Source organism: Psychromonas sp. KJ10-2 (assembly GCF_047323255.1).
Lineage (GTDB): Bacteria > Pseudomonadota > Gammaproteobacteria > Enterobacterales > Psychromonadaceae > Psychromonas.
In genome coordinates, this window is sequence record NZ_CP178827.1 from 2094036 (window position 1) to 2108829 (window position 14794).

At 36.5% G+C, this 14794-nt stretch carries 14 protein-coding genes, 1 tRNA gene and 3 pseudogenes; 7 read left to right on the forward strand and 11 right to left on the reverse strand.

What is annotated here, in order from left to right:
• Positions 1-18: 18 nt before the first annotated feature.
• The 3 genes from ACLKL2_RS10095 to ACLKL2_RS10105 all read left to right on the forward strand — a co-directional run bounded on the left by ACLKL2_RS10095 (position 19) and on the right by ACLKL2_RS10105 (position 1646).
• The gene (locus ACLKL2_RS10095) at positions 19-594 is read left to right on the forward strand and encodes a TetR/AcrR family transcriptional regulator (RefSeq protein ID WP_413694298.1); all 576 of its coding nucleotides are present in this window, start codon (positions 19-21) and stop codon (positions 592-594) included.
• Between the two features lie 384 nt (positions 595-978).
• Positions 979-1194 carry a lipoprotein gene (locus ACLKL2_RS10100; RefSeq protein ID WP_413691504.1) on the forward strand — a complete coding sequence of 72 codons (216 nt, stop codon included), beginning with the start codon at positions 979-981 and terminating at the stop codon, positions 1192-1194.
• The gene (locus ACLKL2_RS10105) at positions 1161-1646 is read left to right on the forward strand and encodes a hypothetical protein (RefSeq protein ID WP_413691506.1); all 486 of its coding nucleotides are present in this window, start codon (positions 1161-1163) and stop codon (positions 1644-1646) included. Before ACLKL2_RS10100 ends, ACLKL2_RS10105 begins: the two co-directional genes overlap by 34 nt.
• Before the next feature lie 236 nt (positions 1647-1882).
• Here ACLKL2_RS10105 and ACLKL2_RS10110 read toward each other — a convergent pair whose 3' ends face one another.
• The 7 genes and pseudogenes from ACLKL2_RS10110 to ACLKL2_RS10140 all read right to left on the reverse strand — a co-directional run bounded on the left by ACLKL2_RS10110 (position 1883) and on the right by ACLKL2_RS10140 (position 6817).
• Positions 1883-2209, reverse strand: coding sequence for a GtrA family protein (locus tag ACLKL2_RS10110; RefSeq protein ID WP_413691507.1), 327 nt, complete (start codon positions 2207-2209; stop codon positions 1883-1885).
• Positions 2202-3401: an ArnT family glycosyltransferase gene (locus ACLKL2_RS10115; protein WP_413691508.1), complete on the reverse strand. Its 1200-nt coding sequence runs from the start codon at positions 3399-3401 to the stop codon at positions 2202-2204. Before ACLKL2_RS10115 ends, ACLKL2_RS10110 begins: the two co-directional genes overlap by 8 nt.
• Entirely contained in the window at positions 3386-3595 is a 210-nt protein-coding gene (locus ACLKL2_RS10120; RefSeq protein ID WP_413691509.1) for a hypothetical protein, read from the reverse strand. Before ACLKL2_RS10120 ends, ACLKL2_RS10115 begins: the two co-directional genes overlap by 16 nt.
• The gene (locus ACLKL2_RS10125; RefSeq protein ID WP_413691510.1) at positions 3595-3933 is read right to left on the reverse strand and encodes a hypothetical protein; all 339 of its coding nucleotides are present in this window, start codon (positions 3931-3933) and stop codon (positions 3595-3597) included. The genes ACLKL2_RS10120 and ACLKL2_RS10125 overlap by 1 nt, the downstream gene beginning before the upstream one ends.
• A gap of 109 nt (positions 3934-4042) precedes the next feature.
• Positions 4043-4615: a glycosyltransferase family 2 protein gene (locus ACLKL2_RS10130; protein WP_413691511.1), complete on the reverse strand. Its 573-nt coding sequence runs from the start codon at positions 4613-4615 to the stop codon at positions 4043-4045.
• A 180-nt stretch (positions 4616-4795) separates the two neighbouring features.
• Complete coding sequence (locus ACLKL2_RS10135) at positions 4796-6145, reverse strand: sensor histidine kinase (RefSeq protein WP_413691513.1); 1350 nt, start codon at positions 6143-6145, stop codon at positions 4796-4798.
• Positions 6142-6817: pseudogene (locus ACLKL2_RS10140) on the reverse strand (response regulator transcription factor). The gene ACLKL2_RS10135 and the pseudogene ACLKL2_RS10140 overlap by 4 nt, the downstream one beginning before the upstream one ends.
• A gap of 209 nt (positions 6818-7026) precedes the next feature.
• Here ACLKL2_RS10140 and ACLKL2_RS20260 point away from each other — a divergent pair.
• Positions 7027-7125 (forward strand): annotated as a pseudogene (locus ACLKL2_RS20260) (IS982 family transposase); the annotation flags it as partial.
• Positions 7126-7641: 516 nt separating this feature from the next.
• On the opposite strand, the gene ACLKL2_RS10145 reads toward ACLKL2_RS20260, so the two are convergent.
• The 4 genes and pseudogenes from ACLKL2_RS10145 to ACLKL2_RS10160 all read right to left on the reverse strand — a co-directional run bounded on the left by ACLKL2_RS10145 (position 7642) and on the right by ACLKL2_RS10160 (position 9672).
• Positions 7642-7717 (reverse strand) — tRNA-Trp (locus ACLKL2_RS10145).
• A gap of 127 nt (positions 7718-7844) precedes the next feature.
• The gene (locus ACLKL2_RS10150; protein WP_413691515.1) at positions 7845-8078 is read right to left on the reverse strand and encodes a thioredoxin family protein; all 234 of its coding nucleotides are present in this window, start codon (positions 8076-8078) and stop codon (positions 7845-7847) included.
• 11 nt (positions 8079-8089) lie between these two features.
• Positions 8090-9068, reverse strand: a pseudogene (locus ACLKL2_RS10155) (permease).
• A 73-nt stretch (positions 9069-9141) separates the two neighbouring features.
• Positions 9142-9672 (reverse strand): sigma-70 family RNA polymerase sigma factor, encoded by a 531-nt coding sequence (locus ACLKL2_RS10160; protein ID WP_413691516.1) that lies wholly within the window; start codon positions 9670-9672, stop codon positions 9142-9144.
• Positions 9673-9832: 160 nt separating this feature from the next.
• Between ACLKL2_RS10160 and ACLKL2_RS10165 the strand changes: the two genes are divergently transcribed.
• The 3 genes from ACLKL2_RS10165 (at position 9833) to ACLKL2_RS10175 (ending at position 14779) form a co-directional block, all read left to right on the forward strand.
• Positions 9833-10957: a phosphoserine transaminase gene (locus tag ACLKL2_RS10165; RefSeq protein ID WP_413691517.1), complete on the forward strand. Its 1125-nt coding sequence runs from the start codon at positions 9833-9835 to the stop codon at positions 10955-10957.
• A 346-nt stretch (positions 10958-11303) separates the two neighbouring features.
• Positions 11304-12668, forward strand: a complete 1365-nt coding sequence (gene gorA / locus ACLKL2_RS10170; protein ID WP_413691519.1) for a glutathione-disulfide reductase — start codon at positions 11304-11306, stop codon at positions 12666-12668.
• Positions 12669-13378: 710 nt separating this feature from the next.
• Positions 13379-14779, forward strand: coding sequence for a hypothetical protein (locus tag ACLKL2_RS10175; protein ID WP_113817719.1), 1401 nt, complete (start codon positions 13379-13381; stop codon positions 14777-14779).
• Positions 14780-14794 lie beyond the last annotated feature (15 nt).

A 14794-nucleotide genomic window follows, 5' to 3' on the forward strand; every position in this document is an offset into this window, starting at 1 on the left:
CAAGGTAATGAACAACAAATTTTAGATGCAGCAGAACATGTATTTGCAGAACGTGGTTATCGTGGAACAACAGTAGCTAGCATTGCTGAAGCGGTTAATTTACCGAAAGCCAACGTACTTTATTACTTTAAAACCAAAGAAGGTTTATACAAAGAGGTCATTAACCGCTTATTAGTATTATGGATGCAGCACATGAACGAAATGAGTGCCGATCAACACCCAGGTGAAGCACTTCCTAAATACATAGTGAACAAAATAACCCAATCTCGACAGCATCCCAATGCTTCTCGCATTTTTGCCGCGGAAGTACTGCATGGAGCACACTACCTACGAGAACCATTGCAAAACGAATTAAGAGATCAGTTTGAACAAACCTGTGACGTATTTCGAGCATGGCAAGAAAAAGGCTGGCTAGATCCAATAGATCCAGAGCATATGTTATTTATGCTCTGGTCCAGTACTCAAGCTTATGCTGATCATGGTTTACAAATTAGTATTTTAATGAAAAAAGAACAGCTATCAGATGACGATTTTGAAAAAGGCATCGAATTAGTCACGCATGTAATTTTGAAAGGCTGCGGCGTGAAGCTTTAACTGACTTTCACGAATTAAGTTACCAAGGCTTTATAATTCCTTAGTAACTTAATTTCTACTAATCAAAAATATACACAGCACTGAAAGGTACTTCATTGTTGTCCTTACCTTCGACAGCAACACTAAAACGAATGAGTTCATCTTGCATAATCAGCTTATCTATAAAAAATTATTTTTACATTCCCTAATAGGTAGATAGTGTTAGCACAGTAATGTTTAGCATTTATTATTAACAATCTTTCAACCAACCGATATCACAGAAAGCACAATCCAGAAGCGCTTTTATGCACACCATTAGCAAAATGTTCAAACAATCACATAAAATAATACAATAGCACTATAAAGTATCTACACCATTAATAAATATAGGTTTAGGGGTAAGATATGAAAAAGATATACTTAGGATTAACTATCGCGGCACTATTAACGGGTTGTGCCAATACAGCACAAACGACTTCAACTGCATCAAATAATGCGAGTACTGTAGTCGCTGTAGCATCTGGAGATAATCTCATTGCCGACCCACAGCTAACTGAGTTTAGAAGTAACAGTGGTAAGAGTGATGTATGGAAAAAAGCGCCAATAAAAATGCAGGCTTAGGCGATGCGGGTAGCTCAAAAGATACTGCATTTGACGCTGAAGGTTCATCACGTCTACGTTTCATTAATGCTACCGATGACTTTACTGCACAGCCTGGTTTAACTCAGCAAGTGAACGGACTTCAACCTAATACCGATTACCAACTATCATTGTATTACAATGATAAAAAAGGCGATGACTCAATCAGCGAGTTAATATTTGGTGTAGAAGGCATGACAGGTAATTCACTGGCTAGCAAAACAGTACACGTTTCAGAGTTAGCCAATGCCCCGCAAGGTGCAGTAAAAAAACGCTTCAAACAAACCATGGTTAACTTTAATTCCGGCGCAAATGTCTCTGTCACCATCTATGCAAAACTGCATATTACGGATCCATCACAAATCGATCCATCAGGTGATATTGGTAAACAAACAGAAGTCCGTATTGATGAGTTTAAGCTAAGCAAATTATAGAAAGCGATGACTACTCAGCTATCAAAACCTGCCTATGGCAGGTTTTGATAGCTGCAAACTATATTCACCAAATTCAATTACAACAATATCTGGCTCACCCTTTTAGAAACTCCCTACTAACACGAATTAATAAATACTTAACAAGTATCATAGATAATATTTCTAGGTTCCGATGCTTTCTTAATGTTATTTATAAATATATTTATCACTTAATATAAAATTACTTACCGTACCTGCTAGCGTCCCCAGAATAAAAGCGATAAGAGTTGATAAAGGCAGATATGAATAATAGTTAACAAAATAAAAACAATCATATTAGGAAGCAATGATAACGTGGCGCTAAAAAAGGCCCTACTAATCTGTTTGCCTACGGGCAGCACATTTCGTCCTTTAAAGGTAAAACAACGATTTCCATACCAAGTAACACAAACAGCAACAATAAAAGCTATAATACGAGCAATATAAATATTAATTCCATATAAACTAAATAAGATGCTAAATACGCCGATATCAATACAAAATGCCACCCCGCCTATCAATACAAAGCAGAGTTTTTTATTCATTGTGGTTATTCGAACAAAAATACAGAGAGCGCTTTCTATTTTTAGTTTTGAAACTGCAGTTATTTAATATTTTCATATTATTTTTGATTTGATTATCAGCTGTCACAATGTAATAGGGTAACGTAGTTTTTTGATTCTCTTCCCTCCAGATTTTAGCTTGTCCTTGGGTGTAAAATCTTCCAGAAAAACTGTAGTTATTAATATAATAGACTGGTAATTTTTTATTTGTTGCTTCTATTAAAACAGCATCACTTTTTGCTTCAAAGATTGGTTTTCCAAATATTAGTAAGCAGACGACAACAACAGGTGCAAAACAACCAATGGATATTTCACCTCTACTCAATGTTTGCTTTCTCGAAGTTAATAACAAAGCCAATGCAGGTAAACCAGGTAATACATACATAGGTAAAATATTGCCCGAAAATGTAAATAGTAACATGGGAGAAATTAACCAGCAGAGCAAAAAAGTATGCCAGTTTTTACTTTCACTATCTGTAAAAAGCATTCTCTGTTTTGAGCTTTTGATTAGTCGATATAAGAGAACCAAAGACCAAGGAAATGCCGTGTATAGCCAAAACAACCAGATCATTCCTCTAGGCTCGTCATGTGCATTACCATAAAGGTCTCCATTCCAACCACTAACAGTAAATCGATACCAATGCTCACCAACTAAGAAGTAATGAAGAAAACCTGGCGTTATTTGTTCTGCAACTATATACCATGGACCAGCAATTATTAACGATAGTAATAACCCTGAAAAAATGGGAATACGCAACCAAAATTGTTTCGCACCTTCTAACACTCCATAATTAATAATGATCCAAGGGAGAATAGATAGGCCAATCAACACAATAATAAGTGGCCCTTTAATCAATAGCCCAAGACCTATTCCAACGAATCCTAAATAGGCATATTTTTTACTATGGTTTTGCCATCCAAAATAAAAACCAAACATAGACAAGGTCATTGAAAGTGTTAACAATGAATCAGTCATAATCGCACCACTTGCGATATAAAATCCAGCGCAAGTAAGTAAAACAAACATACTCAGTAATGGTGACATACGTTTTCTATAAGCAAAATACCCAACAATAAAGATGGTTAATATGCCGCTGATAAAATGAGGAAAACGTAATGAAAACTCACTTATTCCTAATATTTTTCCTGATAAGGCACTTACCCAAGTCTGCATAGGAGGCTTACCCCAAAAGGCACATCATAGTTAAATAAAGGAGTGATCCAATTATTGGTTTCCACCATCAAACGAGCCATTTCGCCATACCTGGCCTCTGTGGTATCCATTAAAGGATATAATTGGAGTGAAACTAATCGAATAAGCATGATAACGGAGATAAAAATGGTAATGCGGATAGGTAACTTCTGCATTATATGACCTCCTTTCGAGAGCATGAGATTGAAATGACCTTACTCGTTTCTGCTGCTGCTTTATTCACTTCAGACGCAACAATAAATCGAGGTCGATTCTTAACCTCGTTATAAATTCTCCCTACATATGCACCTATTAATCCAATCGACAGTAACTGCACTCCCCCTAACCCAGTAATAGCAACAATAATGGTAGGGAACCCTGTCACCGTTTCACCTAAGATGAATGTTTTTAAAACAGTAAAAACAGCATAAAAGAATGACCCACTAGCAATTGCAGCCCCAAGGTAGGTCGCTATTTGTAATGGTTTTGTACTAAACGAAGTTATACCATCCATCGCCAAAGCAAGTAATTTCTGTAACGGCCATTTTGACTCTCCGCTGAACCGCTGATCTCTATCAAAACTTAAAATAACTTGATTAAACCCCGCCAGGCTAATAAGCCTTTCATGTATATATTTTTTCTCGTAATTGAATTAACTCCCTCACTACTTTTTTATCTAACAACCTAAAGTCGCCAACGTTTTCTGGAATATCGCAATCAGCTAAACGATTAATTATTTTATAAAACAAAAAGGCAGATACTTTTTTAAACCATGACTCCCCATATCTTTTATTACGCTGCATGCAAACAATATCCGCCCCCTCTCTCCATTTATCAGTCATAGAAGGAATCAACTCAGGTGGATCTTGCAGATCTACATCAAGAATAATAGTGAAATCACCATCTGCTTTACTTAACCCAGCTGACATAGCAGCTTCTTTACCAAAGTTTCGACTTAAATTAATTAATGTAAAGTCGTATTCTAAATTGGTTAATTTTTCAATAATTTGAGTACTGTTATCATAGCTTCCATCATTCACATAAATAACATGGACTTGCATATCCAACAACTTTACAACACGATTTAATCTGGAATGGAATTGGGGAATTACATTTTCTTCGTTATAAATTGGGACAACAATAGAGCAAGCCCCTGTATTTTTCTGCTTGGTATCATTAGAGGTATGTAAGATCATATAAAGTTTCCTAAGTTAAGATAGGAAACACTATTTCATGTAAGACTTAAGGTTCACTTAATATAAACTGAATGTTTAATATAGATAAGTAAAATACCGCTATCTAGTGGCTAGTTAAATAACACATCAAACGTAATCTTTTTTTGAGTTAATGTAACTTTAATGTCTGCATCAATGGCATCACAAAGAGAAGCAACAATGGCCAACCCCGAGGCCAAAATTTTCACTAGAGCTACGAGAAGTATCTTTTTGCCACATAGGTTCAAACATATTCTCTAAATCTTCAACAGATAATACTTCAGATACTTCAGATACTTCATTAGAGATTGAAACATGAGGTAACTCGCCCACTGACTCTAAAGTAAGCAATATCACAGACTCCTCAGGGCTATATTGAATAGCATTATTGATTAAGTTTTTCAAAACGGTTTCTACTGCAAATAAATTATTTTCTAAAGGAGGAAGCTCAGTTTGAAAATTCAAAATGATGCGATTTTCATAAGAAGCATAAAGTGCATGAATAATTTGTTGATAATCAAAAATATCATCCTTAGGAAGTCCATTACCAGATAACTTATTTAACAATAAAAGATTTGAGATAACATTTTTTAAGCGCCAAGAAATACCTAACACTTGCTGTGGGTAATCAGCTTTGGATATTTTATCTTGAGGGAATTTAATAACAACTTCAGTAAGGTTAATCAACTCTGTAATAGGGGTTTTTAATTCATGTGCAATGTCTGAAGTTAACCGCTTTTCTTTTTCATATAACGTTTTATTCTGATCAATAAAGCTATTAATACTATCTATAAAAGGCACTAATTCTAGCGACAAGTTTTTATTTGATAGCTTTAAATTTTCATCGCTTATTTTAATTTTTTTAAGTTCATGATTTAATTCATTTAGTGGAATTAACCCTAGATCAACCTTATTCCTCACCACATATACAACTAAAAAAACAACAATAAACGTCGCCAGAACAAATAAAAAGTCTAGAAAAACTAGTATCCCCTCAGTATCTTCTGTAGAAGAAGCATAAGCTAAGAGCATTATAGGTTGAGTTACACCATCCTCTTTTAAATGTGTGTAAAACCCAGATCTTTTGGCAGTATCAACTTGTGCCTTAAAAGAGTAATAAATAATTAACCCGTCCCGCCCATCGGGTAAGTGAGTCTCAATAATTTTCTTTTTACCTTCCAATAAAGGAACAAAAGGCAAACTATTATTTAATTGAAAACCTAATGAATCTGATTTTTCATAGACTTCATCACCTATCCATAATTGAAAATATTCCGCGTTATTTTGCCTCTCAAACTCAGGCATAAACTCACCAGAAAATTCAAACTCAACACCGCGCTCATCCTCTGACACTAAAGCAACTAATAATGAAGCTTTACTCATAAGTGACTGTTCAAATTCTTTATCTACCCAATTATCGAGTACGACATCTATAATTAACATCACTAAAGCAAAAACAAGCGAAAGTGAAATCGATAGGCTTTTAACTAAATTATTTCTGATAGACATCATAAAGTTTGATCAACCATATAACCAAAACCACGTTTATTAATAATTGGTAATATTCCTCCTGCTGCTTTTGCTTTTTTTCTCGCTGAGGATAAATGAGCCTCTATTGTATTTTTAGATATAGAATCATATTGCCCAGCCAGGTACTCACTCAATTTTTCTGGAGAAAAACCAGTTTTCTTTGCTTAAAAATACACTCAATTAACTTATATTCATTTGGCGTTAAATTAATATTTTTACCATGGAATGAAAGAGTAAATAATTGAGTATTTAAAATAAAATCATTAACCTCAATAATATTCTCATCTATTAGCAAAGCGCCCCTTCTAGATAGAGTTTGTAAACGAACGTGCAACTCATCAAAAGAGAAAGGTTTCGCTAGATAATCATCAGCGCCAGAGACTAAGCCTTCAATTCGATCTTCCGTTTCGCCCTTAGCTGATAGAATAAGCACTTTTAATTCACTTTTTTACGCCTAATTGTTTTTAATACCGTTAAACCATCAACACTAGGCAACATAAGGTCTAAAATCATAAGATCATAATTTCCCATTGTCGCCATGGTTAACCCCTCAGCTCCATCACCAGTTGCATCAACAGTAAAACCTAAATTTCCTAAGCCCACTTTTAGGCTATTTCTAAGTGATTCAGAGTCTTCAACTAAGAGTAATTTCATTGTAATTACCTGCACTATTTAATTATCTTATTATGAACAAAAATTCTTAAGTTTTACTGAATAAAATTATCTTTATTGAAAATTTAAATTTTTAATTTAGCCTTATTTTAATATTTAACCTGAATTCTGGATAAGAATTGAACTGAATGCCCACCTAACGATCAGATCTTTCGACTAAGAACGATTTGAAAGCACAACTAGGTGGGCATATGAGTGACTTAGTAGAAATGTTTCGTGATGTTGATGACTTCTGTATGCCATTTTGCCCACAACGGGAAGAGCAACTGATTGCAGATGGCATTAAAAAAGAAACCGACACGCTAAAATAACCGAAAGGCATGAGGTCAAGTCTTGCCTTTTGCTATTTATAGCTGAAAGTTATGATTTTTCTAAGTCGCTTTGTGCCCCTTAGCGAGCCAGAACACCAACTTATTTAATGTCCGCAATGGGCTCATAGCGGACTTTAAAAATAAGGAACCATGATATCCCTTCTAACTCGCAATGAGCTCGAAAGCCTGCCAGAATAAGAGCATGACAACATTATCTCCCTCTATATTAGCAACTGCCATAAAGCCACTTAGCCCAACTATTACTAGCCTAAGTACTATGTAAATTTACGGTCTCCAGTAACCGAAGAGGTATAATAAAGTTCAAATTATCAATATTCGTTTTTATATTTAATCTAAAGAACAAGGCATAGAAAGAAAACTGAACTCACAAAAGAGTAAAAAGAGTAATGTAGAGGTGGCGTAGGTAATTAAAGTTTTTATAGCAGTAGAAACAACAAAGCCTCAACAATAAATTGCTGAGGCTTCATCTAAATGTGGCAGGGGTGGAGAGATTCGAACTCCCAACATACGGATTTGGAATCCGTCGTTCTGCCGTTGGAACTACACCCCTGCAGACGAAACGCATAATACCTAAGCAAAAATTAAAGTAAAGCGCTTTTTTAACAAACTCAAACAACTGATTGCAAAGTAATCAAATAAACAAGATCTTATTAGATTAGATAGCAAAATAGCGCATTTTAGCTCAATAAACGCGCTACCTCCTCAGCATCAGGTACTGAGCCAGCATGCACTAATTGACCATCAATAGAAACAGCAGGTGTACTCATCACTCCTGCTTCCATCATCGCTTGCAGATCAGTGATCTTCTCTACCGTTACTTCTATGTTCAGCGCTTTGGCTGTTTTTTCGATTATCTCGATGGTATTAGTACAATTTTTACAACCTGAACCGTACACATTAACTTTTTTCATTTTCATCTCCTTTAAATATTAATCGCATTAAATGACCAACCTAATAAGCTCAGCGCTATCAACAAATAACCTGCAATGAGCAGTAATAAACGTTTACTCATTACCTGTTTGAGCATCATAAATTCTGGCAAACTGACCGCCACAGAGCTCATACAAAATGCCAATGTTGTTCCTAATGGCACGCCTTTTAATAACAAGCTCTCAAGAATAGGAACGATGGCGGTTGCATTGATGTACATTGGAATAGCTAACACGGTAGCAAGTGGCACTGACCACCATTGTTTTTCTCCTAAGTGCTCACCAAACCACTCTGCAGGAATGGCTCCATGGATTAAGGCGCCAGTGCCTACACCAATAATCACCCACTTCCAAATACGTTTGAAAATAGTTAAGGCTTCGGTTTTTGCGAAGGTATGACGTTCTTTTAAAGTCATGGATTTATTTGTGTATTCAACCTTCGCATTCACATCCTGTTGTAAGTATTGTTTGGCAAGAAAGCCGACCAGAAGACGCTCACCTTTGATGAGATCTATCAAAAATCCAGCTAAGACCCCTAAAGACAAACCAATGCCAATATAAATAATCGTAAATTTAAGCCCTAGAAGTGAGCTCAGCATGATCACAACCACTTCATTAATTAAGGGGAAGTCAGTAAAAAAGTAATGGTCACACCCAGCGGAATGCGCGCGGAAACAAAGCCCATAAATAGCGGAATAGAACTGCATGAACAAAAAGGTGTTACAGCACCAAAAAAGAACCCAGCAAATAACCGATAAAACGATTCTTTCCTTGTAAGTAATAACGGACCTTTTCTGGATTAAGTGTGGCTCTGATAATGGCGATAAGATAGATCAATACCAATAACAGCACGAGAATTTTACTGGTGTCTTCTATAAAGAAATGTACACCTTCTGTATAAGGTGCATCAGTGGTAAATCCCAGCAAGGAATAGGTAACCCAATCTGCAAGATAAGTGAACCAAACTAACATAATGCTTCTCCAATTTTTGTGTCTATACCTTTAACACGTAAGGAGAAGCAAAAAGATGCATATTATTTAACATTTATTTTCGAGGGGTGAAACAACAGACTTTGTTATCTTTAAATTTAACCTGACAAGCGGTTACCATTTGCTGACGTAGTTTTTTACGTGCTCTTTGTAATCTAGATTTAGTTGCACTTAGAGAGAGTTGTTTTAACTGAGCATATGCTTGCTGAGGTATGCCTTGTATATCGCAATATTCGATGATTTCTTTATCATCTGTATTCAGCTCTATCAGTACTCGAACCATACATTTTTGTAAATCCGTTAATGGAACTTCCAGCTCGGTATTAGTAGGATCTTCAATCTCATCGGGTAATTCGGTGAACGGCCATTTGGATTTTCTATAATCATCAATCAAAGCATTTTTAGCTACTTTGAATAACCAACTTTTAGCATCTTGCGTGGTGCAAAATGTCGTTTTATGTTGCATCGCTTTTATAAATAGATCTTGAAGGAGATCTTTGGCTTTATCTGGATCCCCAGTTTGTTTAATTAACCAATTTTTTATAAACGCTTCGTTTTTATTCCATGCTTCCATTAAACAACGCACTTCTGCCCCCTTTTTCAATATGAAAAAATAAAAATAAGACTGTACAGCATAGCGAAATAACATTATTTTTTGTGTTCTACATCAGCTTAATAATACTCTTGATTTTTTAGCGTGCTATTACGCCATATCAAGTAATTGTTTTTTAAAAGGACCTGAACGAATGACCACCGAGCAACCTAGCAACAAACCTACTATTCCAAACTTCTCTTCTGGGCCATGTGCAAAACGCCCTGGTTATGATTTATCAAGCCTAAATCAAACAACCTTAGGTCGTTCTCACCGTTCCGATGTAGGTAAAAATGCGTTGCAGAAAGTGATTAATGATACCGCTGAGATTTTAAAGCTACCTGAAGGCTACCGAGTGGGTATTGTTCCAGCATCAGATACGGGTGCGATGGAGATGATCATGTGGTCAATGCTTGGGCCTCGCGCTGTGGATATCTGTTACTGGGAGTCATTTGGTCAAGGTTGGTTTGCCGATATTACTAAGCAATTAAAACTAGACAATGTCAATGAGATTAAAGCTGACTATGGCCAACTACCTGACATGAGTTTAGTGGACCCGAAAAATGATTGTATCTTTACATGGAACGGCACCACTTCTGGTGTAAAAGTAGAAAATGCAGATTTTATCAGTGATGACCGCGAAGGCTTAACCATTTGTGATGCAACTTCAGCTGTATTTGCTATGCCAATGCCATGGGAAAAGTTAGATGTCACGACGTTTAGCTGGCAGAAAGTATTAGGTGGTGAAGGTGGTCATGGTGTGATCATCTTAAGCCCTCGCGCGGTTGAACGTTTAGAAAGTTATACTCCATCATGGCCGTTACCTAAAATATTCCGTTTAACCGCGGGTAGTAAATTAATAGAGGGTATTTTCTCTGGCGCAACCATTAATACACCGTCAATGTTATGTGTAGCGGATTACCAAGATGCATTAGATTGGGTACGTTCAATTGGTGGTGTTGAGGCTTGTATTAATAAATCACAACAAAACTTAGCGGTATTATCTGAGTTTGTTGAAAACAATGAGTGGATTAATTTCTTAGCAGAAAAAGAGAGTATTCGTTCTAATACTAGTGTGTGCCTATCTGTTGATTTGTCTGCCGAACAGCTAAAACAATTCATTAAACTATTAGCATCTGAAAATGTTGCCTTTGATATTGGCGCATACAAAGATGCGCCAAGCGGTTTACGTATTTGGTGTGGTAGCACAGTTGAACAAGCTGATTTAGAAGCATTAATGCCATGGTTAACTTGGGCTTATAAAACAGTGACTCAATAGGCTTTAATTAAATAAAATTTAAAAACAGCTATCAATCTGACTGGTTGATAGCTGTTATCTCTCCTTTCCTCCTCCCTCTTACAATCTACATATCATTGATAACAAATAGATTTTTGATAACGTATCTGGTTTCAACACATTAAAAATTTATCATCTCCAAGGCAGAACGATCCTATTCTTATCTTGATAGCGTAAGATGGTAGGTGAATTGATGTGACTGTATTTATCCACAACAATCAAAAAACTCCATTCAAACTCTAGGGTTTGTACAAGCAATGCTGTAACTTAACAACTAAGAAAACAGAGCATTAGCTGTTTAATTTTCCAGAATAAAAATGAGGTCTCCATGAGCGACAAACAATTTGATTTTGATTACATCTGTATCGGTGGTGGTAGTGGCGGTATCGCTTCTGCAAATCGCGCTTCAATGCATGGTGCAAAAGTTGCCATTATCGAAGCTAAAGATTTAGGTGGTACTTGTGTCAATGTAGGCTGTGTGCCTAAAAAAGTGATGTGGCATGGTGCACAAGTTGCTGAAGCAATTAACCTTTACTCTGAAGATTACGGTTTCGATTTAGATGTAAAAGGTTTTAGCTGGGCAAAAATGGTTGAAAACCGCCAAGCTTATATTGGTCGTATTCATGAGTCTTATGACCGCGTACTAGGTAACAATAAAGTAGAAGTCATCAAAGGTTTTGCTACCTTTGTAGATAAAAACACCGTTGAAGTCGATGGAAAGCAATACACAGCAAAACACATCACTATCGCAACAGGTGGCCGCCCTACTATTCCTAATATTCCAGGAGCAGAATTAGGCATCGATTCGAATGGTTTCTTCGACATTGTTGAGCAACCAAAACGTGTTGCTATCGTCGGTGCTGGTTATATTGCTGTAGAAATTGCAGGTGTGTTAAGCGCATTAGGTACTGAAACACACCTATTTGTACGTAAAGAATCACCTTTACGTAGCTTTGATCCTTTAATCGTTGAAACCTTAGTAGAAGTGATGGCAGCTGAAGGCCCAACTTTACATACACATTCTACGCCCAAAGAAGTGACTAAAGAAGATGATGGCTCTATTACTTTGCACTTAGAAAATGGTCAAAGCCACAATGTTGATACGTTAATTTGGGCAATTGGTCGTCACCCAACAACAGACCAGATCAACTTAGCAGCAACCGGTGTTGAAACTAACGATGCAGGTTATATCAAGGTTGATGAGTACCAAGAAACCAATATCCCAGGCATTTACTGTGTTGGCGATATTATGGAGAACGGTGTAGAGCTAACGCCTGTAGCTGTTAAAGCGGGTCGTCAGTTATCTGAGCGTTTATTTAACAATAAACCTGAAGCAAAAATGGATTACAACTTAATTCCAACTGTTGTATTCAGTCACCCACCCATTGGTACCATTGGTTTAACTGAGCCTGAAGCGATTGAACAATACGGCGAGAAAAACGTTAAGGTTTATCAGTCTGGTTTCACGTCTATGTATACTGCCGTAACAAAACACCGCCAACCATGTAAAATGAAATTAATTTGCGCTGGGGATAATGAAGTTGTTGTCGGCCTACACGGTATCGGCTTTACTGTTGATGAAATGATTCAAGGTTTTGGCGTAGCCATAAAAATGGGCGCAACCAAAGCTGATTTTGATAGTGTGGTAGCAATTCACCCAACCGGCTCTGAAGAGTTTGTGACAATGCGCTAAGCGCGGCTCAATATAATATTAAAGGCGTACTATCATTAATTTGGCCGTGCGCCTTTTTCGCTTTTATTCTAACCTTTTCTCGAACCACCATTGTTTACCAATGAACAAGCTATATTTCAAAAAACAACATCTCCCACCAACAATTAGCGTCGCGAGTTTTGATCCGTTCAGCTTTATGAAAAGAGAAGAGCATTCACTTTTCTTCTCAAATTAACGTTAACAAAAAGCACTGATTATTTTGTATAAACGTTTAGCCATGAGAGAAATCGACATCCATAAAAATTTTAACCCCCTCACAATTACTCATACAAAACTATAAATAAAAATAATTACTTGAAAATATTAAGCAAGAAATTGAAAGTAATAAGAACCTAACAAACAAAACTATAAGCAATTGAATTATATAAATTAAATTTAAAATTAAGCAGTTTACGTGATAAGTCTTCTTTTTATAAAAACAACACAAAGCAACCTAACCTAGGCGAAAAATTAAACTAAAAGTATCAAAACCCACCCAAATAAACATACAAATACCCTTCTATTTGTCATTTAAAATGATGTACAGATCTACTTTATGAACCTAAATAACGCCCTAATGAGAGCAAGATCATTATATTTGCATGGAAAAATTGCCCCTTTTAGCAGATTCCAGAACAATAAAAAGGTAAACAAAATCAACTCCAATTATTTTTAGCTTTAAAGGGAAAAAAATGAAAAACGGACAAAAAATGAAACTCACTAAAATTGCAGCCGTCACTTTAAGCGCAGCACTAATTTTTGGTTGTGATGATCTTGAATTTAAAGAAAGTACGAGTTCTACAGATGACACTGATTCTGGAAGTGAAACAGATACAGGTTCAACTGATGCAGGCCAGTATGCTGTATTAACTAATATAGAAGCAGGTTCTAGTGGTCAATTGCGTTACGATGTTGCTGCCGTTGAAGGTGCTGAATTAACTGAAGGGCAAGTTGATGTAAACGTATTTTATGCATCATCAGAAACTGAAACTGCCTATATATCATTGTTCAATGCAGATACAAATACAGCCGGCCTAGTAGGTGAAGTACAACTAGATGATGGCAACATTAAAATCAGATCTGGAGACTCTACTACTGTAGGCACTTTCACGACAGGTACATGGGTTAACGTTAACGTCACTTGGAATGTCACTGCCGGCACTTATACGGTAACAGTGGACGGCACAGAGATCGGTACTTATGATTTCCATAATTCAGCAGCAACAGGTGTTGATACGGTTGGCTTTAAAATAGGTAATAATGCATTAACAGATTCAGAAGAGTTCTTAGTAGATGACTTTACGATTTACTCGGATGAAGCAGGTACAACAGAAGTCTTCTTTGATGATTATGAGGATTATGTAGTTGACGAATTATTAGATGGCGCTGGTGACCCGTACAATGATGAAACACAACCAGCCATTGTTGGTGGTGAAGCATCTGACGACACAGATACGGATACAGATACAGATACAAGTACAGATTCAACTCAAGTAGCAGCTATAGCTGATACTCTTACATCTGATACTGGTGAATTAAGATACCAAATTTCAGATGGTATCGCTGTTGGACAAGTTAACGTATCTTTCTTATACGATGAAAATGAAACACAAACAGCAGCTCTTACAGTATTCTCTACAGGTGGAACATCTACTTCAAGTAGTGAGCATATCGTAGACTTACAATTAGACGAAGGGACTGTATCACTAAGAAACCATGGAGATATCTCAACATTTACACCTGGTGAATGGGTAGACTTACAAATCAATTGGACTACAGATGGAACATCTTCAGCTGATGTTACAATTACAATTGATGAACAAGAAATCGGTACTTACGAGAATACTTACAGCACTGACGGTAATGATGATACGGGTGCAAAGGATATTCAAATTCGTTATGCAGGTGGTTCAGCAACGACTGATTTTGTATTGTATGTAGATGATTTAACGCTTTACAGTGACTCAGGCACAACCGTTAGTTTTTCTGATGATTTTGAAGACTACGAGGTTGGTGCTGTGCTTGATGAAGTAACAGATAGCGCTTATCACTCTAACAGCTCTGAAGCAACTGTAGCGGCACAACCAGAGTAATAAGTAACAAAAAAT